Below are 21,752 nucleotides of genomic sequence, written 5' to 3' on the forward strand. Positions count from 1 at the left end.
TTCCAATTAATTAAAAATCAAAATCTCCAAAATCTGATCCGGAGAACATATTATGTTGATCAACAACCTCATAAGTAATCTCTTCTTCCGCATCATTCCTGAGTTCGATAATATAATCAAAATCATCGAGGGTATACTCAGAATTTTGCACAAAAATATCTGGATGTTCTATTACTTTAACAGAAGGTAAGCGCATGATTTCACGGACAAGTTGCCAGTGACGTTCATTTGCACGTCTGGTTGAAACAATACCATCAAGAATGAATAAGTTGTTTTCATTGTACTCATCTTCAATTAGTTGATTTCGAATGGTTTGTTTTAGAAGAGTAGATGAAACAAATAACCAGCGTTTATTTGCACAGACACTCGCTGCTACTAGTGATTCGGTTTTGCCTACTCGCGGCATTCCTCTAATTCCAATTAACTTATGTCCTTCCTGCTTAAACAATTCTGCCATAAAATCAACTAATAATCCAAGTTCATCTCTAACAAAGCGAAAGGTTTTTTTATCATCTGCATCTCTTTGGATATAACGACCATGTCTAACAGCTAATCTGTCTCTTAGTTTTGGTTCTCTTAGTTTAATCACTTTTATTGTGTCCATTGTATGTAAAATTGACTCAAGTCGTTTAATTTGATCGTCATCTTTTGCGAGTATAAGAAGTCCGCGTCTTCCTTCATCCACACCATTAATAGTTACAATATTAATTGAGAGCATCCCCAATAGGGATGAAATATCCCCCAAAAGACCAGGGCGGTTTTTTTGAATCTCATACTCTAAATACCATTCTTTTTTCATTATAAAAAACCCCCTACTAAGAAGTTTCGACATTTTTTTCACAACTAATCATCTAAACCTTATAATAAATGATTTTGAATGAAGATGAAAGAAAAAACAAAGATTATGCCCTATTTATATGTAATAAAGGAAAAATAAATTTTCCAACAAAAAAAGAGAGGATAACTCTCCTCTCTTCTAGCGGCTTCCGTTATTTTGAATAAGTTTAACCATCATATTAGCAATAGCCTGCTGTTCATCTTTATCAGCAACTGACCAAAGGTCTGCAAGCATTCTTTCTTGCTCATTTTTTGGTTCAACTTGCTTTGATAAGTAATCACCAATTTGAAACGCTAAGTTACCAATAGCCCCTTCACTCATACCTTCATTTTGTGCATGATGAAGACGATCAGCTAAAAAGTCTTCCCATTGTTTCCAGTTTTCTAAAACTGACATGACATTACCTCCTTTAAAATAGTACAAGGTTATTTTGCGAAAAAGAGGTGTGTCCTATACATGAATAACTTGTGAATTTTATTTCCGATTACAATAAACAATGTATATTTATGTATACCAGCCGCCATTAACGGAAAGTACTTGTCCAGTGATATATGAGGAGTCTTTGGAAAGCAAGAAAATGACTGTTCCTGCTATTTCTTCAGGCAACCCGAGTCTTCCCATAGGGATTTCTTCACACAATTCCTCTATTTCTTCCTCATTAAAGCCTTTCATCATGGGCGTGGCCACTGCTCCAGGAGCAATCGCATTCACCCGAATCCCATTTAAGGCCACTTCTTTACTGAGGGCCTTTACAAAGGCACCTTGCGCACCCTTTGCAGCGGAATAAACCACTTCACATGCCGCACCCGTTTGACCCCAAATGGATGAAATGAAAACAATACTTCCAGACCCTTTATGTAAAAACTTCGGCAGCATTTCCTTAGTAAGCATTATTGGATTAAGAACGTGCACATTCATCAATTCTTGCGCATCTTCCAGCTCCATATCCATGAGCAGCCCATAATGACTATTCCCGCTACAATGAATGATGGCATCTAAGGAAAAAATTTGTGAAGCGATTGTTTCATAGCCCCTTGAATTTGATAAGTCTGCCTGAATGGGTAAATACTCCCCGCCAAATTGTTCAAGCTTCTCCATTAACTCCCTAATAGAATCGCTATTCTTATTATAATGTACATACAAATGATACCCCTCAGCTGCTAACCTAAATGCAACCGCTTGTCCTATTCCACCACTTGCTCCCGTAATGAGTGCGTATTTTTTCATTTTATGATCACTCTCTCTATGTAATACCAGGAGAAAAAGCGCCGCGTAAACGACGCTTCTTCCTTTATTTTTTCTTTGGAATGACTTGGCATACTGAAAAGCGTTCTTCCGAGATAACTTCTGCTGCTAATGATTGAACATCCTGTAGCGTAATATTTTCTAATGTAGGAACGACATCAAATAAATTCATATCATTAAAGGCATACCTCGTGAATTGATTGGCAATATATTCTGGCGAGTTGACAGCACGTAGAAAAGCACCAATTTTTTTCTTCTTTGCCCTAGCAAGCTGCTCTTCAGTAATAGAACTATTCTTTTTTGCATCCAAAAGTATCTTTTCTAATCTCTCAGCTAATTGATCTGGTTCTCTTGTGTCTCCACCCACCATGGCAAAGCCAAAACCTTGTTCTTGTGTATAGTCGAATGAGAACGTTTCATCAATTAAGCCCTCACTGTAGAGCTGATTATAGTTTTCAGAACTTTTTCCGAATAACAAATCTAACAGAACATTCATTGTTAGCTCATTTTTAAGCATTTCCTCTCCCATTTGATCAACATGGAGGGCTTTGATTCCTACTAATGTTTTTGATGTTTGAACATTCATTTCAAGCACTTGCTTATTTTCTGCAGCCTGAGTTGGTTCTGAATCAAATTTACGTTTGATTTCTGGCTGGTCCTTATAATCCTTCTTCGCCTGGTTATCCCTTACTTGATTCATTATCTTTTCAGGATCGACAGGTCCAACAATAAACAACAGCATATTACTTGGATGATAAAAGGTATTATAACATTCGTATAACCAATCCTTTGTAATATGGGAAATAGATTCAATTGTTCCGGCTATATCAATTTTCACCGGATGATTTTGATATAAATTTTGAATCAAACCAAAGTATAAGCGCCAATCGGGATTGTCATCATACATCGTGATTTCCTGCCCAATAATCCCTTTTTCTTTTTCCACCGTTTTCTCAGAAAAATAAGGCTCTTGAACAAAATCAATCAATGTTTCAAGATTCTTTTCCACATCAGATGTGCTAGAAAACAAATAGGCGGTTCTTGTAAAAGAAGTAAACGCATTTGCAGAAGCCCCTTGACGACTAAATTGCTGAAATACGTCACCATCTTCTTTCTCAAAGAGTTTATGTTCTAAGAAGTGAGCGATGCCATCTGGAACCTTCACGTATTCGTCTTTCCCCAATGGAATAAAGGTATTATCTACAGAACCATATTTTGTCGTAAATGTCGCATATGTTTTATTAAAGCCATTCTTCGGTAAAATATAGACGTTGAGGCCATTGGACATTTTTTCATGATACAGCTCTTCTTGAAGTTGGTCAAAATTAATCTTCTCCATTATTTGCCCGCCTCCATTCCGGTTAAGAAATAAATAGTATCTAAATCGATTTTGTTTGCAACTGCAACAATTTCTTCTTTTGTCGTTTTATCCATCTCCGTCAGCCATGTATCAAGCTTAATATCAGTATGTGCCACAACATTATGATAAAGGATTTCCGTTAGACCACGAGAGGTATCAATGGTTTCTAAGATTTGATTTCTAATGACCGCCTTGGTTTGCTCCAACTCTTGGTCAGTGAAATCTCCCTTTTTCATTGCCTCCATCTGCTCATTGATTATTCCTATTGCTTGATCATAGTTTTTTAAATCAATTCCTGACATGACCATCATTAATCCTTTATGGCTTTCTAAGCGGCTGGCAGCGTAGTAGGCCAAGCTTGCTTTTTCGCGTACATTTATAAATAATTTTGAGTGTGAAAATCCTCCAAAAATCCCATTAAAAACCTGAAGTGCAAAATAATCCGGATCTCCATACACAATATTTGTACGATAACCGATATTTAGTTTCCCTTGTTTGACATCCTGCTCTTCTTTAACCTCATTCACTTCGGATCTCTTATTCACTTTTTCCCGCTCTATCTTTTTGGGTGTGCGATTTTCAAATTGAAGTAGATCTGAGGCTATCTTCTTAACATCTTCTTCATTTACATCACCAATTACATACAAGTCCATTTCATCCTCTAAAAAAGCAGTTTGAAAGTACTCATATAGGTTTTCAGGTGTAATTGCATCAACATCGGCTGTATCCCCATTTACCTCTAAAGCATAGGGCTCATCTTTACACATTTCTTGAAGTAGCCGAACATTGGAATAGCGCATTTTATCGTCAAATACAGATTGAATTCGTTGCTTCTGGGCTCGCTTTTCTTTTTCTACGGTTTCTTTATCAAAAGCACTACCTGAAACATTTGGATTAGTTAAGATTTCTGCTAACAATTCAAACCCTTTCTTTAATAATGGGCTAGAATCACTTAGAAATTTTTCATTTGCTATCTCTAAGGAAAAACTGATGACATGGTATTCACCTTTTTTAGATAAATCCACAAATAGAGTTGCCCCATATAATTCATCTAGGTAAGAGCGAAGTGCCGTGGTTGAAGCGTATTTTGCTGAACTACTTTGTAATACTTGAGGAAGAAGGGCTCTTTTCGTCACATCTTCTTTTGTTAATGGTGCCTTCATTTTCCAAACGAAGGTATTCGTTTTATATTTATCAGTTTGAATGACATGAAGTTTATACCCTTGCATTTCCAATATTTTTTCTGCAGTAGCGTCCATTTACATCCTCCTTATCGGTAAAGGTTATATATTACAATATGTAAACATTTTTCTTTATATCTTTTCCTTTGTAATAAAACCTATACTTATTACTATAATTTGACAAGCTTGTTTTATACAAGTAAATGCGATTATAAATAATAGACCGAATTAAAATTAGAAGTTGATTTCCGCTCCAGACACTTCGCTTTCCGCGGGCGTGCCGGGGAGCCTCCTCGTCGCTTGCGCTCCTGCGGGGTCTCCCCTGCCCCGTACTCCCGCAGGAGTCTTCGTGCCTTCCACTCCAATTTACATTGTCTATAAGATCAACCTTGAAACACAGCATAAAAACCGAAAAGCTCCCAGTGGGTAACTGAGAGCTTTTTCTATGATTTTAATTAACGGCTTCCCTTGATATAGTGAGTACCAACTGCTTTTGGTGCATCGGCACGACCGATGAATCCTGTTAGAGCTAAGATTGTTAATACGTAAGGAGCGATTAGCAAGTATACGCTTGGAATTTCCTTTAAGAAAGGTAAACTTGATCCAATGATACTGATACTTTGAGCAAAACCAAAGAAGATTGCTGCTCCTAATGCGCCAAGTGGATGCCATTTACCGAAAATCATTGCTGCTAACGCCATGAAACCTTGACCACTGATAGTAGAGTGGCTGAAGTTAGAAGTGATGGATTGTGCGTACACTCCACCGCCTAGACCGCCAAGTGCTCCAGAAAGGAGAACACCTAGGTAACGCATTTTTGTTACATTAATACCCATTGTGTCAGCTGCCATTGGGTGTTCACCAACAGAACGAAGTCGAAGACCAAATGGAGTTTTGAAAACGACATACCATACAATAATGGCAACAAGAATTGCTAGGAAAGAAGTCCAATAGGTGTTTTGGAAAAAGATTTTTCCAATAACCGGAATGTCTTTTAATACAGGAATATCAATTTTGCTAAAGCCTTTAGAAATAATTCCAGTTTCACCTTTATCATAAATAAGTTTGACAAGGAACAAGGTAAGTCCTGTTGCTAATAAGTTGATCGCAACACCAGATACGGTATGGTCAGCACGGAATGTAATAGACGCAACCGCATGGAATAATGAGAAGAATGCTCCAGCAGCCATAGCTACTAATAAAGCAATCCACGGTGTAGCATCACCAAATGTATCAAACGTTGTTAAGTTGAACACAATGGCTGTAAATGCCCCTATTACCATTAAACCTTCAAGTCCAATATTTACTACCCCAGAACGCTCTGAGAAAATACCGCCTAATGCAGTGAAGACAAGTGGAGCTGCCCATAATAATGTGGAAGGAACTAGAATTATTAAGATGTCCATTAAACTCAACTTACTTCACCTCCTTCTTACTGATTCTGTCAAGAAATACTCTGATGATGTAGCTTGATGCAACAAAGAATACAATTAAAGCAATGATGATATCAACTAATTCATTAGGAACACCTGCTTCAAGAGGCATGTTTAATGCTCCCACTTTTAGAACACCAAACAGAATAGCCGAGAAGAAAACACCTAATGCTGTATTTCCACCTAGTAAGGCAACAGCAATACCGTCAAACCCTACTCCAGAGAATCCACCTTTAACCGCTGCATATTCGAAAGTACCAAGACCTTCCATTGCTCCTGCTAATCCAGCAAAGGCTCCTGAAATTAACATAGAAAGGATAATATTCTTATTAACGTTCATACCAGCGTAATGCGCAGCGTGCTGGTTAAATCCTACTGATCTTAATTCGAAACCCCTTGTTGTTCTTTCTAATAAGAACCACATAACAAAGCAAGAAAGGATAGCAAGAATAATTCCCCAGTGAAGTCGTGAATAATCAGTTAGACTTTCTAACCATTCAGATCTTAATGTAGCTGATTTATGAATCGGACCTGTATTATCACCTTTTTGTGATATTAGGTTACGAATAATATAGTTTGACACATGAAGTGCGACATAGTTCATCATAATTGTTACGATTACTTCATGAACACGGAAACGTGCTTTTAATAAACCAGGAATAAATGCCCAAAGTGCACCTGCTACAATTGCCGCTAAAATAGCAAGCGGTAAATGAATCACACGAGGAAGATCAAAAGCAACTCCCACCCAAACAGCAGCTAACCAACCAACTAAGAATTGACCTTCAACCCCGATATTGAACAAACCAACTCGGAAGGCAAAGGCAACAGCTAAACCGGCTAATATATAAGGTGTAAATTGTCTAATTACTTCCCCAATATAATAAATATCTCCAAATGCACCATTCCATAATGCTGTAAAGGCTGCAATCGGATCATAACCACTGACAATCATGATAATTGTTCCTACAAGGATACCTAATAAGACGGCAATAACTGGTGTTAAAATACTTCTTAACCGTTTAGACATTTGTTACTTCACCCGCTTCCTTTCTATTCGATCCAGCCATCAATAATCCAAGCTCCTGCTCATTTGTTTCCTTCGGATTTACGATAGCTACGATTTTCCCCTCGTATATAACAGCAATGCGGTCACTAACGTTCATAATTTCATCTAATTCAAAGGAAATAAGTAGAACTGCTTTACCATTATCGCGCTGCTCGATTAAGCGTTTATGAATGAATTCAATTGCCCCAACATCCAAGCCTCGCGTCGGCTGTGCCGCTATCAGTAAGTCAGGATTGCGGTCTACTTCACGACCAATAATCGCCTTCTGTTGGTTACCACCTGAAAGTGCACGTGCTAACGTGTACTCACTAGGCGTACGAACATCAAATTCACTAATTAGTGATTTTGCTTTTTTATAAATTTCCTTGAAGTTTAAAACTCCGTTCTTAGAAAATGGTTTTTTATTATAAGTCTGTAAAACCATGTTTTCTCCGATTGGGAAGTTTAATACTAACCCATGCTTATGACGGTCCTGTGGAATATGGCCCACACCCGATTCTGTAATATGCCTCGGCGTTTGATTGATCAATTCTTTACCGTTTAATTTTACACTTCCGGTTTCAGCTTTTCGCAAGCCAGTAATTGCCTCAATAAATTCTGACTGACCATTACCATCAACCCCGGCAATACCAACAATCTCTCCAGCACGTACAGAAAGATTCAAACCATTAACCACTGTCACGCCTCGCGGGTCTTTAACGACCAAATCACTAATTTCAAGTACATCTTGTTTTGGAGTTGCTTCTTTCTTTTCAGTTTTGAAGACAACATCACGGCCAACCATCAAGCTTGCAAGCTCATTAGGGTTGGTTTCACTAACAGTAACCGTTCCAATCCCCTTACCTTTACGAATAACGGTACAACGATCGGAAACTTCCATAATCTCTTTCAATTTATGAGTAATAAGAATAATAGATTTGCCTTCTTTAATAAGCGTTTTCATTATTTGGATTAATTCTTTGATTTCCTGCGGCGTAAGTACAGCTGTTGGTTCGTCAAAAATAAGAATTTCTGCACCACGATAAAGAGTTTTTAAAATTTCAACCCTTTGCTGCATACCTACTGAAATATCGGAAATTTTTGCTTGAGGGTCAACCGCTAAACCATAGCGTTCTGAAATCTCACGCACTTGTTGTTCGGCATTTTTAATATCAATTCGGCCAGCAGAGGTTATTTCTCTACCTAAAATAATGTTTTCAGTTACTGAAAATGTATCAACCAACATAAAGTGCTGATGAACCATTCCAATTCCTAAATCATTTGCAATGTTCGGGTTAGAAATGTTTACAGGCTTCCCTTTAACGCGGATTTCCCCCTGCTCTGGTTGATATAAACCAAATAGAACATTCATTAAGGTAGATTTCCCCGCACCATTTTCACCAAGTAATGCGTGAATTTCACCCTTTTTTAATTGAAGAGTTATGTTATCATTCGCAACAAAGCCATTAAACTCCTTACGGATGTTAAGCATTTCAATTACATATTCCATCTCTTCTCACTCCCTGTGACATGATAAAGGAAAAATTGACCAGAAGTAGTAAGAGGTCAGACCTTTCCGAATTTTAAAAAAACAGGGATTTCCTCCCCAGTACAAAATCTTAAATGAAAAGTAGAATTTCTATTCTACACTTCAGTTAAGATTCTTTATCAAGGTAAAAGCGGGCTAGGTTTCACCAACCCGCTTTTTTCCTCACAAAAATTATTTTGCGCTAAAAGTTTTTAATTCATCACGAGTTCCAGGAACTTTTACAGCACCTGATTTAATCTTTTCAATCCAATCTTTAACAGCAGTTTCAATTGCATCTTTACTTGCAGCTTTGCTGTTGATTGGTGCTAAGCCAACGCCATCCTCAGCCAAACCATAAACGATTGATTGGCCGCCAGGGAAGTTTCCGTCTTTTGCTTTTTTAGAAATGTCTATTACGGCATTGTCAACACGCTTAAGAGCTGATGTAAGAACGATATCAGGACCCATGTTTGCTTGGTCACTGTCTACGCCAATTGCCCAAATTTCACGAGCCGGATCTTTTTTCTTTAAATCATTTGCTTCTTTAAATAATCCAACCCCAGTTCCACCAGCTGCGTGGAATACTACGTCTGCGCCAGAAGAATACATTTTAGAAGCGATATTTTGACCAAGTTCTGCTTTGTCAAATGCTCCAGAATACTGTACATCAACTTTTACTTCTGGCTTAGCAGCTTTAACACCAGCTAAGAAACCAGATTCGAAACGCTCGATAACAGGGATTTCCATACCACCGATGAAACCGATGTGGTTAGATTTTGTTGTTAGAGCTGCTGCAACACCAGCAAGGAATGCTGCTTCTTGCTCTTTGAAAAGAACGCTAGCAACATTTGGTTGTTTAACTTCAGCATCAATGATAGCAAAGTGTGAATCTTTTTGTTGTTTCGCGATTTCTTCTACTGCAGCTTGCATTAAGAAACCGATACCGAATACTAAGTTAAAATCTTGACGCGCAAGAGTATTTAAGTTTGTAGAGTAATCTGCATCAGACTTAGATTGTAGGTAATCAAATCCACCTTTACCTTTTTTCAATCCATTGTCAGCACCAAATTTTTGAAGACCTTCCCATGCTGATTGGTTGAATGATTTGTCATCAACACCACCGACGTCAGTAACCATCGCAACAGAGAATGCTTTTCCTTTTTCTTCTCCACCTTTAGATGTTTCGTTTTTACTTGTGTCATCGCTTTTTCCACAAGCACCTAAAAGTGTTCCAGCAGCAAGAACTAAAGATAGCGCCATTCCAATTTTACGCTTTTGCAAGGTATTGTACCCCCTATGATATGTTTGATATAGTAGAAATTTTCGCAGAACTGAGTGCGTTTTCATCACGTATTAAAAAAATTAAATACGTTTCCTTAAGACATGAAAACTAAACTTGTCTGCTTTAAAATAGTTTACCGAATATAGGACTGGTTCATCCATTTCATCGAAGTGCATTTGCTTTAAGACTAACAATGCAGTTTCAGGATCACATTCTAGAATTGGGGAAATTTTCTCATGATAGCCTATTGGCTCGATTTGGGCTACCGCGTATGTAATTCTTCGGTTAGCCTCTTCATCCAATATGCGGAAGAAACCTTCCTCATAGGAAAAAGTTTTAGGCAAAATCCGTTCAGGAACCTTGTCAATACAGTAGACAACTGGTTCACCATTTGCGGTTCTAACCCTCTCCATCACGAAAATCTCCTCACTTGTAGAACATGAGAAACGACGAATATCCTCTTCGGTAGGCCCTTGTGTTGATGAGCTTAAGAAAATCGTTCCTGGTTTCATACCAGCTTGTTTAATCATGTCAGTGACACTATTAAGTTGTTCAATCCCTGAAGTAAACAGTGGCTTTGCATTAACGAAGGTACCAACACCATGGCGCCTTATGATAACGTTTTCTTCCTCAAGAATACGTAAAGCCTCTCGAAGTGTTGCCCTGCTTACACCAAGCTGTTTAGCAAGATCGAATTCGGAAGGTAATTTTTCTTTTTCTTTATATATTCCATTTTCAATATCCTGCTTTAACCGATCGATTACTTGTAAGTATAAATGCCGGTTATCTGACTTAATTGACATGCTGTATCCTCCAGGCTTTTTCCTAAGACATCAGACATCTGATATCATTCCTACTAACCGAGATTATAGTAACATTTTTTTAGTGATAAATAAATAGGTATTCAAAATTTTGTCGAAAAAAGGTTCATTCTTGAAAAATGTCTTAAAGTTGTTGATATTATTGCGTTAAAATCTGCTATAATATATTCTTTCTATAAAAATCTATAGGTATTTCACAGTAGAACATAGGTCTTTTTCATCATTTATATAAGCGTGCGCCTAATACTATAGTATGGGACATGTGGAAATTTAGTATAAAAAAAAGAGCCATTGGCTCCTTTTTTTATCTATGAACTTTGCTCTTCTTTAGGCTTTGTCTGTAAGACCGCACGAGGCTTACTTCCTTCATATGGTCCTACTACACCACGCGCTTCCATTTCATCTATTAGACGCGCTGCTCTAGTATAGCCAATTCGGAAACGACGCTGTAACATTGAAACAGATGCTGTTTGCATTTCAATAATTAAATCAACAGCCTCATCATATAAATCATCCTCGACAGCCCCTGTTACTTCCGGAATATCATCTGGAATCATTTCTTCTTGATATTGTGCTTTTTGCTGCGAAATGACAAATTCAACGGTATCCTCAACCTCTTGATCGGAAAGGAATGCACCTTGGACACGAACAGGCTTTGATGCTCCCACTGGCAGGAATAACATATCCCCACGCCCCAGCAGCTTTTCTGCTCCACCCATATCTAAGATAGTTCTTGAATCCGTTGCACTGGAAACAGCAAAGGCAATACGGGAAGGGATATTTGCTTTTATGACACCTGTAATAACATCTACAGATGGCCTTTGGGTAGCGATAATTAAGTGAATTCCAGCTGCACGAGCCATTTGCGCCAATCTTGTGATCGAATCTTCTACATCTGAAGAGGCAACCATCATTAGATCCGCTAACTCATCCACTATAACGACAATATAAGGCAATAACGGCTGTTTGTCATTTTCCTCTAGATTATGTCTTCTCACATGTTCATTATAGCCCTCAATATTACGTGTTCCTGTGTATGAAAATAATTCATACCGTCTTTCCATTTCACTCACAACCTTTTTCAAAGCTTGTGAGGCTTTTTTCGCATCCGTCACAACTGGTGCAAGTAAATGTGGAATTCCATTATAAACATTTAGTTCCACCATTTTCGGGTCGATCATCATCAACTTTACTTCATGGGGCTTTGCCCGCATAAGGATACTAGTTATGATTCCATTAATACATACACTTTTCCCGCTTCCGGTAGCTCCTGCCACAAGGAGATGGGGCATCTTATTTAATTCGGCCAGAACAGCCTCACCCGTGATATCTCTACCAAGTCCGATTAGTAATTTAGCATCAGGCTTATCATTCTGAGTAGCATCTAATACTTCACGAAGAGAGACCATGGCTACCTCTGAATTTGGCACTTCAATTCCAATAGCAGACTTTCCTGGAATAGGTGCCTCAATTCTTATATCCTTGGCAGCAAGTGCTAAGGCTAAGTCATCACTTAAGCTAACAATTTTACTTACCTTTACACCCACATCTGGGTGCACCTCATATTTTGTTACAGCTGGTCCTAAATGAACCTGTGTGACTCTCGCCTTAACACCGAAGCTTTGAAAAGTTCTCTCAAGCTTTGCAGCATTTGCATGAATTAGTTCATACTCACCACTTTGATCTGTTTTCTTTGGAAGCTTTAATAATCGAAGAGGCGGCAATTCGTATGCAACATTTTCTACTTCGGTAAACGTGATAGGGGGTGCTTGATCATCTTCCTCTTCCATGTTTCCTTTATTCCCTTGCGGTTGTTCATTTTTACTTTGCGAACGTATATCTACCGATTCTTCCATATAGGCTTTGTCAGCAAAACTTGAAATAATAGGCTCAGGAACTGTTGTTTCCTCCTGCACTGGCGTATGTTGAACGTTAATGACAGGTCCACTTTCCTGTGCAGTGTTTTCCTGTTGTTTAGCTTTTTGTTCCTTTTTCTCATTTTTCCGCTCTTCTTGTTTTTGCTTCCATTCTGACATATCCGTTTTAAATGCTTCCCATTGATTTTTAGAGAAATCGACCAGCGTCAGCATAATCTTGCCTATGAAGTCTCCAAAAGATTTGCCTGTTAGTAAAACAATGCCAATGATAATAAATATAAATGCAATGATCTTAGTACCAGTTTCTGCGAACAGGTACTGGAAAAGCGCAAATAAAATAGCTCCAAGGATACCACCGCCAAGGTCGGTTGTACTTGTTTCCCCTCGAAGTTCCATCATGAATAATTCCCATGTATTACTAATGACACTTGGATCTTTAAATTTCCCATCATTCGTAAGTAAGTGGAACAATGTAACATGGCTTAATAAAAGGATTGCAGAAACAATAAAATAGCTTCCGACTAATTTAATATGAAAGAAAAAGGGGATTTGTCGCTTCCACATTAAATATACGCTTAATACTACCATCCCCAGCAAACCTAGCATATACCATTCACCCATCCAAAATCTAAAGAAAAGGACAGTAGCTTTCCCTACTGCTCCTAGTTTTGCAATGGAAATAATGGCTATAGCTAAAATAGCAAGCGCTGTTAATTCATATTGAACCGTTCGTTTTAAATGGTTATCTCTCTTTTTGGGTTGTCTTCTCTTTTTTTTGGCCATCTAATCACCTTATACGTTAGTTATGGTATATTATTCCACAATATTACTATTAGTTAGTATGTATAACATAATAAATAATAGAGAAATGGAAGAAAGCAGCCGATTTGGCTGCTCTTTTCTTTGTATCCTGATTATACCATAATCTATTACTGCATTGCGGACAAACCTTCTTGGACGCCGAAAGAAATTTTAGCTCCAGGGCAAATCCGTTCATCTAGAAAGTGCTGTGGATCACTGCTTAGAATTCGGATTACTTGAACATTTTGCGGATCCATTTGCTCGACTAGGAGTGGAACTCCTTGATAGGTTATCATTTTTTGCTGCTGAAATGAGTCTTGCTCAGTTGGAAATATCAGTTCATTTGGCATCATTGTATATAAAATCATTGAATCAGCCCCTCATTATTTTCCTTACGAAGGTCGATCATTTCATTCAGTTTCTTCATAGCTGGCCCCAATCCGCCCACTTCATCAATTAATCCAGACGTCACGGCGTCCGCACCAATTACATTTGTTCCAATATCTCTAGTCAAATTACCCTTTGCAAACATTAAGTCTTTAAAGGTATCTTCGGAAATTTTCGAATGCTTGGTAACGAAATTTACTACCCTTTCTTGCATTTTATCTAAGTATTCAAAAGTTGCAGGAACACCAATGACGAGGCCAGTTAATCGTATTGGGTGAATCGTCATTGTAGCTGTTTCTGCAATAAAAGAATAATCACAGGAAACAGCAATTGGAACACCGATTGAATGTCCGCCTCCTAGAACAATAGAAACAGTTGGTTTCGATAAGGAGGCTATCATTTCAGAAATGGCAAGTCCCGCCTCAACATCCCCTCCAACTGTATTTAAAATGATGAGCACTCCTTCAATCTTAGGATTCTGCTCAATAGCTACGAGCTGTGGCAATAGATGCTCATATTTAGTGGTTTTATTTTGAGGAGGAAGTGCCATATGACCCTCAATTTGACCAATGATCGTTAAACAATGAATTCTTGAATCTGCAGATAGTTGTGGAACATTCGTTTGGCCAAGCTGCTGAATTTTTTCTATTAAACCTGAAGCAGGCTTTTCCTCTTTTTGAGGTTCTCCTCCATCTTGGTTACCAGTTTCATTCTTTTGTATATCGTTATTCATCCAAATACTCCCTTCAAAGCATGATATATTTTAGTATTGACCTATGATTTGATTTCATTCTACTAATCCATATAAAAAAGGTACTGGATTATAGTCCAGTACCTTCTTATTTACACTTCCATAATTATTGGTAAAATCATTGGTCTTCTTTTTGTTTTTTCAAATAAATAGCGATTTAATTCATCTCGAATTTCTTGTTTCAAGCCTGCCCATTCAAATGAACCCTTAGCGATTGTTCGATCCACAATATCCCGTACCAATTTAGTCGAATCATCCATTAATTTTTCAGATTCTCGAACATATACAAACCCTCTTGAAATAATTTCAGGACCTGCTGCAATCTTCTTTTCTTGTTTCGTCAAAGTTACAACAATAATGAGGATGCCATCCTGAGATAAAAGCTTACGATCCCGCAAGACAATATTTCCAACATCCCCTACACCAATTCCATCAATGAGGACATTACCAGAAGGAACCTTACCTGCCAGCGCTAGCTTTCCTTCTTTCCATTCCACCACATCACCACGGTCAGGAATCACAATCTTTTCATCTGTAAGACCGCATTCAAGTGCTATTTTCCGATGAGCTTTTAACATCCGATACTCACCATGAACAGGAATGAAAAATTTTGGCTGCATTAAGTTAATCATAAATTTTAATTCTTCTTGACTTCCATGACTCGATACATGGATAGTCCTTTTACCAGATATAACATTAGCACCCGCTCTAAATAACATATCAACTGTTTTAAATAAGAATACTTCGCTACCCTTTAAAGGGGAGGCTGCAATTAGAACAGTATCGCCTGACTGAATATTCAGTTGTTTGTGTGTTTGCTTTGCCATCTTTTGAAGCGCTTCAATTGGTTCTCCTTGAGTGCCCGTAGCAAGTACGACAATTTCTCGGTCTTGGTAATTCTTAAGCTCATGAATGGGAATAATTAGGTCTTCATCCACTTCTAAATAGCCCATATCAAGTGCAATATGATAAATACGTTCTAAACTTTTTCCTACTACTGCAACTTTACGACCGTTATCCTTAGCCACATCAAAAATATGCTGGATTCGGTTAATATCTGATGCAAAGCACGCGGCTATGATTCGGCCTGGTGCATTATAGAAAGCATTGGATAATTCTCTTTCAACAATCGCTTCCGAAGTTGTATAACCAGGTTTTTCTGCTTCTGTACTATCTGAAATTAAACATAAGACACCTTGGTCTCCTATGGCTGCCATTTTACCAATTTCGGGTTTATAAAGTTTCGTTGCTGCCTGATCAAATTTAAAGTCACCTGTATACACGATAATTCCTTCAGACGTATGTATGCAAACTCCGACAGAATCAGGGATACTATGATTGGTCCTAAAAAAGCTTACATTTACTGAATCTAATTCTACAACTGTATCCGAGTTTACTTCAATAAAGTTAGCATTGCTGTAATATTCCTGTTCTTTAAGCTTAGCAGCTGCAAGTGCCAGGGTTAACTTTGTTCCATAAACAGGTACATTTACTTGCCTTAATACATAGGAAAGTGCACCAATATGATCTTCATGTCCATGTGTTAAAAAAACAGCTTTTACTCGATCTTTATTATCTCTTAAGTAGGTTAAATCAGGAATGACCATATCGATGCCAAGCATTTCTTCCTCGGGGAACATTAAGCCGGCATCCACGATCAATATGTCTCCATCCACTTCTACTAGGTACATATTTTTTCCGATTTCTCCTACGCCACCAAGTGCGATAAACTTAATGGTTTTATTTTTTCTCTTTATCAAGTTTGAATCCTCCTATGTTGAGTAACAATTTAATTTCTTGAACTTTTTTTATTCCGTTCGAAATCAGTTATCATTATTATACTTGAAAAAAGAAAGTGTTTACAACTTAAAAAAGCTTTTTTACCTTTGGGTATGACTTCAAAAAAAATGGCTCTGTTAAATTTGCCTGTTGATTTCCGCTCCAGGCACGAGCGGTTCGTGGGTGTTTCGGTGAGCCTCCTCGGCGCTTGCGCCTGCGGGGTCTCCCCTGAACCATACTCCCACAGGAGTCTTCGTGCCTTCCGCTCCAATCAACAGGGTATATAAATCAACACTGTTCTTTATCACAGCCCAAAAAAAGAAAGAGACTGACCTATACAGGTCAGCCCTCTAAAAATTATTTTTTATTTAAAATTAATTGTAATGTTGCACGTTCCTGTTCTGTGAGGCCCACTAGTGGTAACCTGACTGAACCAACATCTAATCCAGCTATCTGTAAAGCTGTTTTAACAGGTGCAGGACTTGGAGCTGCAAATAATCCCTGCATCGTTGGAAGAAGCTGTTGATGAAACAGTGCAGCCTTTTTGTAATCTCCATCAAAAAAGGCTTTAACCATTTCCTGCATTTCATTGCCAACCACATGCGATGCCACTGAAACCACTCCGGCACCACCAATTGATAGGACCGGTAATGTCAAGCTATCATCCCCGCTATATAAAACAAACTCATCATCCGTATTTGCAATGATCTGTGTCATTGCATTTAAATCTCCACTTGCTTCCTTAACCGCAACGATATTCGAAATCTTTGAAAGACGAACAATCGTTTCAGGAAGTATATTTACAACCGATCTACCTGGTATGTTATACACCATAACTGGCAGAGAAGTTGCTTCTGCTACAGCTTTAAAATGCTGATACAAGCCCTCTTGATTTGGTTTATTGTAATAAGGTGCAACAACCATAATGGCATCAACACCAAGCTGCTCTGCCTTTTTTGTCAACTCAATAGAGGCATACGTGTTGTTACTTCCCGTACCAGCTATAACTGGTACTCTTTTGTTGACAACCTTTACCACATGATCAAATAACGCAAGTTTTTCTTCTTTTGTTAACGTTGGTGATTCCCCTGTCGTACCAGCAATAACCAGTGAATCTGTTCCATTCTCTATGAGGTAATTTACCAATTGAGTTGTCTTAGCAAAATCTATATGCCCTTTTTTATCAAAAGGGGTTACCATTGCTGTAGACACCCGTCCGAAATGAATCATTGTTCTACTCCTTTCGTTACGTGCCACTTTTGAAAAACGAAGATGCTTCTACTTCCTAATTTCACTCCAATGATCACAATTACAAATCTGAAAGATAGAATTCTACTGACTCATCTTCCAATTGAAACGCGTCATGAAGTGCGTTGACGGATTTAACTAAGTCATCTTGTTTTACAAGTACCCATATAGTTGTATGACTATCAGCCGATTGTAAAATACGAATTCCCTGATCTGAAAGTGCGGTTACAATCTTTGAAGTAACACCAGGGACACCCGCAATTCCGGCACCAACTACTGAAACTTTTGCACAATGTCGCTCAATAACAGGGTCATGCCCTAGTTCATTTAATACCTTTATTGCCCGGTCTGTCATCTCATCTGTTACTGTATAAACTACACCATTGGGCGATATATTGATAAAATCAACACTGATCTTTTCATTTGCCATTGCCTTAAAAACTTCAGCCTGCAAATAATATTGATCCTTTTTAGCAAAAACCTTTATTTGAGTAACATTAGAGACATGAGCAATTCCAGTTACCACACGCTCTTTAATATCGCTTCCCCGATTATTTTTATTTAGGGTTGTAACTAATGTTCCTAAATTATCGGAATAAGTGGAACGAATACGGATTGGTACCTTTGCCTGCATCGCAATTTCTACTGCTCTTGGATGGATGACCTTAGCCCCCTGATAAGCCATGTTGCACACCTCGGTGTAAGTAACAACAGATAGCGGACGTGCATTTTCAGCAATACGTGGGTCTGCAGTCATAATTCCTTCGACATCAGTAAAAATATCGATCCATTCAGCATTGAGTGCAGCACCTAATGCGGCAGCGGATGTATCACTTCCACCACGTCCAATGGTGGTAATATCCCCATTCTTTGCCGCTCCTTGGAAGCCAGCCACAACAACAACATCCGTATTTTCTAGTTCTCTGAGCAATCGCTCACACTTCATATCAGTAATCTTTGCATTTGTATGGTCATTATTTGTACGGAATCCTGCTTGAGCACCTGTTAAAGCAACAGCATTAATACCGCTGTCTAGTAACATATTAGCAAACACGACACTAGATATAATCTCCCCACAGGACAATAGTAAATCATGTTCTCTTTTTGAGATTTTACTTAGATTCCCACCAATTAACGATAACAGTGTATCGGTTGCATATGGGTCGCCTTTTCTACCCATTGCCGAAACAACAACCACCACTTTATATCCATCCGCTAATGCTTTTTCAATATGGCCTTGGGCATGCTTTCTACTTTTTTCATCCTTTACAGAAGTCCCGCCAAATTTTTGAACAATAATTTTCATGGTGACACCAAAACCTGCCTTTTGGTTGTAACTTTTATTTTACTAAACCTAATTTAACTAAGCTTTCCGCAATTTGTACTGAATTCCACGCAGCACCTTTTAGCAAGTTGTCAGAAACGACCCACATATGGAAACCACGGTCTTCATCAATATCTTTTCTAATACGTCCTACAAATACATCATTTTTGCCTACACAATCAGCCGGCATTGGGTATACTTGATTTTCCGGATCATCCTGAAGGACTACGCCAGGTGCATCTTTTAATAATGCTTTAATCTCACTAGCGCTAACATTTCCTTCCTCAATTTCAAAGTATACTGATTCAGAATGCCCTACAGCAACTGGTAACCGAACACATGTTGCAGAGACCTGTAGCTCAGGTAAATGCATGATTTTCTTTGTTTCATTAATCATTTTCATTTCTTCGTAGGTATAACCGTTATCTTGAAATTTATCAATTTGCGGAATGGCATTAAAAGCTATTTGATAATGATTTTTGTCAGATTTTACTGGAAGAATATTTGGTTCAAAAACTTCGCCATTAAGAATTGACTTCGTTTGTTCCATTAATTCTTCCACCGCTGCTGCACCTGCACCAGAGACTGCTTGATAAGTAGAAACGATTATTTTTTTCAAACCATATTTTTGACGAATAGGCTCTAAAGCCACAACCATTTGAATGGTCGAACAATTCGGATTGGCTATAATTCCATTATGATTATGCAAATCCCCTTCATTAACTTCCGGTACTACCAACGGTATATTCTCATCCATTCTAAACGCACTAGTGTTGTCCACGACAATCGCTCCACGCTTAGCTGCTTCTGGAGCAAGTTCTTTTGATACGCTTCCACCTGCACTGAACAGTGCTATTTCAACACCCTCAAAGCTCTCAGGCTTAGCTTCTTGGACGGTATATTCGTGACCATTAACCACTATTTTTTTCCCTGCCGACCGTGCTGAGGATAGTAGGGTTAGTTCTCTGATTGGAAAATTCTCTTTCACTAATGTTTGGATCATTTGTTGTCCAACCGCTCCTGTTGCTCCAACTACTGCAACGTGAAATCCATTATGCTCTCTCATTACATGTTCCCCTTTCAATCTTTCATCCTGAACATGGCTGGTATTTTTGAAGGTCTTAAAGGAAATGGCATTCTTATTGCCAGCATGTCATGTATAGTTTATAACCCTAACAGTGGAGCCGTATTTGAGAAGCTCCACTGTTAAAAGATTAATTTATTTTAACATATTCCTCAAAAGAAATAACCTTTTTTGATGATGAAAGAGAGAGAGAGTTATTCAGCGTCTTTATATCTTTCAATTAGCACGGGTTGAATCTGTCTTCCTTCAATCGCTGCTTCTACTGTCTCCGAAAGCATCGTCATTCTAGCAACCATTGAGTTTGGTTTTTTTATTGGATCATCCTGCCCATAAGGAATAAAAAATATATGTTTAGTAGCCATCAGTCGCATTAAGTTTACCCCATTTAAACCGAGTGCATCATTTGTTGAAATACCAAGAACAACTGGCTTTAAGTTTCTTAGTGTTGCTTTGGCTGCCATTAACACCGGGCTATCATTCATAGCATTGGCAAATTTACTCATGGACACACCTGTTAAAGGGGCAATGACCATACAATCAAGTGGGAATTTGGGACCAAGTGGTTCTGCTTTTACAATTGAATCAATTACCTTGTTTCCTGTTAAGTCCTCAATGCGTTGAATCCAATCCATCCCCTTGCCAAATCGTGTATCTGTATTTTGAACAGTAGCGGTCACTACTGGAACAACCTCCGCTCCTGCTTGAACAAGCTTTTCTATCTCTGGAAACACCGCATCATAGGTACAATGGGATCCAGTTAGTCCAAAGCCTATTCTTTTACCTATTAAACTCATTTCACTTTCCCCTTTCGCTTTCGTAAATCATCTTGAAGCAGTTGGGCAAGAACATTTGCCAAAATTTGACCTGCAGTTTTCGGTGCAACGATGCCTGGTAGTCCAGGAGCGAGTAACGCCTTTATTCCTCTTTTTTCTGCATATCGGAAATCAGTTCCACCAGGCTTTGAGGCAAGATCAATGATGAGAGTGTGTGAAGGTAATTTAGAGATAACCATTGCCGTAACAATTAAATGTGGTGCTGTATTTATTAAAATATCAGTATCCTTTACTTCATTCACAAGATTATTTAAATGGAATGGCGTTAAACCCATTTCTGTGATCCTTGCTAAATGTTCACTTCTCCTTGCTCCAACCTTAACCTTAGCTCCAAGTGCAGCAAACGTTCGTGCTACACTCATCCCTACCCGGCCCAGGCCCAAAACAGTAATATTTGATCCGTGTATCGTGAAATCAGTATGCTGGATCGCCATCATAATTGTTCCTTCCACCGTTGGAATCGAATTATAGATAGCTACATCATCTCTTTCGAATAATTGGATGAGTGTTCTTTTGTTTTCTTTTGTTATTCCATTTAAATAAGAGTTACTTATTCCTGAGTAAATGGAACAATGTTCAGGCGTCTTACTAAGTAATTCACCAGTTATAACAACCTTTTCATTGGAAAAGATTGTTTCTACCTGGCCTTCCAAATTTGTACCTGGCACTGGTAAAATCAGTGCGTCCATATTAGAAAAATCGACCTCATCCAGCTTTTCCTTGACCGCTCCTGTAAAGGCATGATCAAGCTGTTCAAAACCAATAAGCGATAATTTCGCGTCCAATTCGGTTAACTTGCGGATGATTTCCAGCTGTCTGGCATCACCGCCAATCACGGCTATCTGCATCCCTGTCAGCATGAAAACATTCACCTTCTTTTTTATAAAAATCCTTCTAGGTATTCCTTTTCTTCTTATCACTTCACCATCTTA

19 protein-coding genes are annotated in these 21,752 nt (G+C 38.4%); all 19 read right to left on the reverse strand.

The window, feature by feature from the left end:
- Positions 1-10: 10 nt before the first annotated feature.
- The 19 genes from AA0X95_RS20955 to dpaA all read right to left on the reverse strand — a co-directional run bounded on the left by AA0X95_RS20955 (position 11) and on the right by dpaA (position 21,680).
- Positions 11-802: a DUF3388 domain-containing protein gene (locus AA0X95_RS20955; protein ID WP_413310143.1), complete on the reverse strand. Its 792-nt coding sequence runs from the start codon at positions 800-802 to the stop codon at positions 11-13.
- Between the two features lie 174 nt (positions 803-976).
- Positions 977-1,234, reverse strand: a complete 258-nt coding sequence (locus AA0X95_RS20960; RefSeq protein ID WP_309864905.1) for a DUF3243 domain-containing protein — start codon at positions 1,232-1,234, stop codon at positions 977-979.
- A 108-nt stretch (positions 1,235-1,342) separates the two neighbouring features.
- On the reverse strand, positions 1,343-2,065 hold the full coding sequence (gene ymfI, locus AA0X95_RS20965) for an elongation factor P 5-aminopentanone reductase (RefSeq protein WP_413301239.1): 723 nt from the start codon (positions 2,063-2,065) through the stop codon (positions 1,343-1,345).
- 64 nt (positions 2,066-2,129) lie between these two features.
- The gene (yfmH, locus tag AA0X95_RS20970) at positions 2,130-3,422 is read right to left on the reverse strand and encodes an EF-P 5-aminopentanol modification-associated protein YfmH (RefSeq protein ID WP_413301241.1); all 1,293 of its coding nucleotides are present in this window, start codon (positions 3,420-3,422) and stop codon (positions 2,130-2,132) included.
- Positions 3,422-4,702 (reverse strand): EF-P 5-aminopentanol modification-associated protein YfmF, encoded by a 1,281-nt coding sequence (gene yfmF / locus AA0X95_RS20975; protein WP_413301243.1) that lies wholly within the window; start codon positions 4,700-4,702, stop codon positions 3,422-3,424. Before yfmF ends, yfmH begins: the two co-directional genes overlap by 1 nt.
- Positions 4,703-5,079: 377 nt before the next feature.
- The gene (locus tag AA0X95_RS20980) at positions 5,080-6,039 is read right to left on the reverse strand and encodes an ABC transporter permease (protein WP_413301245.1); all 960 of its coding nucleotides are present in this window, start codon (positions 6,037-6,039) and stop codon (positions 5,080-5,082) included.
- Position 6,040: 1 nt separating this feature from the next.
- Positions 6,041-7,087: an ABC transporter permease gene (locus tag AA0X95_RS20985; protein ID WP_413301247.1), complete on the reverse strand. Its 1,047-nt coding sequence runs from the start codon at positions 7,085-7,087 to the stop codon at positions 6,041-6,043.
- On the reverse strand, positions 7,080-8,615 hold the full coding sequence (locus tag AA0X95_RS20990; RefSeq protein ID WP_413301249.1) for an ABC transporter ATP-binding protein: 1,536 nt from the start codon (positions 8,613-8,615) through the stop codon (positions 7,080-7,082). Before AA0X95_RS20990 ends, AA0X95_RS20985 begins: the two co-directional genes overlap by 8 nt.
- A 210-nt stretch (positions 8,616-8,825) precedes the next feature.
- On the reverse strand, positions 8,826-9,914 hold the full coding sequence (locus tag AA0X95_RS20995; protein WP_309864926.1) for a BMP family protein: 1,089 nt from the start codon (positions 9,912-9,914) through the stop codon (positions 8,826-8,828).
- Between the two features lie 81 nt (positions 9,915-9,995).
- Complete coding sequence (locus AA0X95_RS21000; protein WP_309864929.1) at positions 9,996-10,718, reverse strand: GntR family transcriptional regulator; 723 nt, start codon at positions 10,716-10,718, stop codon at positions 9,996-9,998.
- Between the two features lie 326 nt (positions 10,719-11,044).
- Positions 11,045-13,396: a DNA translocase FtsK gene (locus AA0X95_RS21005; RefSeq protein WP_413301252.1), complete on the reverse strand. Its 2,352-nt coding sequence runs from the start codon at positions 13,394-13,396 to the stop codon at positions 11,045-11,047.
- 146 nt (positions 13,397-13,542) lie between these two features.
- Positions 13,543-13,782, reverse strand: a complete 240-nt coding sequence (locus AA0X95_RS21010) for a YlzJ-like family protein (RefSeq protein ID WP_413301254.1) — start codon at positions 13,780-13,782, stop codon at positions 13,543-13,545.
- Entirely contained in the window at positions 13,779-14,534 is a 756-nt protein-coding gene (locus tag AA0X95_RS21015) for a ClpP family protease (protein WP_413301256.1), read from the reverse strand. Before AA0X95_RS21015 ends, AA0X95_RS21010 begins: the two co-directional genes overlap by 4 nt.
- A gap of 110 nt (positions 14,535-14,644) precedes the next feature.
- Entirely contained in the window at positions 14,645-16,312 is a 1,668-nt protein-coding gene (locus AA0X95_RS21020; RefSeq protein ID WP_413301258.1) for a ribonuclease J, read from the reverse strand.
- A 376-nt stretch (positions 16,313-16,688) separates the two neighbouring features.
- Entirely contained in the window at positions 16,689-17,561 is an 873-nt protein-coding gene (dapA, locus tag AA0X95_RS21025) for a 4-hydroxy-tetrahydrodipicolinate synthase (protein ID WP_413301260.1), read from the reverse strand.
- Between the two features lie 79 nt (positions 17,562-17,640).
- Positions 17,641-18,885 carry an aspartate kinase gene (gene dapG, locus AA0X95_RS21030; RefSeq protein WP_413301262.1) on the reverse strand — a complete coding sequence of 415 codons (1,245 nt, stop codon included), beginning with the start codon at positions 18,883-18,885 and terminating at the stop codon, positions 17,641-17,643.
- Positions 18,886-18,919: 34 nt separating this feature from the next.
- Positions 18,920-19,969: an aspartate-semialdehyde dehydrogenase gene (gene asd, locus AA0X95_RS21035; RefSeq protein WP_413301264.1), complete on the reverse strand. Its 1,050-nt coding sequence runs from the start codon at positions 19,967-19,969 to the stop codon at positions 18,920-18,922.
- Between the two features lie 212 nt (positions 19,970-20,181).
- A complete protein-coding gene (gene dpaB, locus AA0X95_RS21040) occupies positions 20,182-20,781 on the reverse strand; it encodes a dipicolinate synthase subunit B (RefSeq protein WP_413301266.1) in 600 nt (199 codons plus the stop codon).
- Positions 20,778-21,680: a dipicolinic acid synthetase subunit A gene (gene dpaA, locus AA0X95_RS21045; protein ID WP_413301268.1), complete on the reverse strand. Its 903-nt coding sequence runs from the start codon at positions 21,678-21,680 to the stop codon at positions 20,778-20,780. The genes dpaB and dpaA overlap by 4 nt, the downstream gene beginning before the upstream one ends.
- Positions 21,681-21,752: the final 72 nt, after the last annotated feature.

Source organism: Neobacillus phoenicis (assembly GCF_047302305.1).
Lineage (GTDB): Bacteria > Bacillota > Bacilli > Bacillales > Cytobacillaceae > Neobacillus.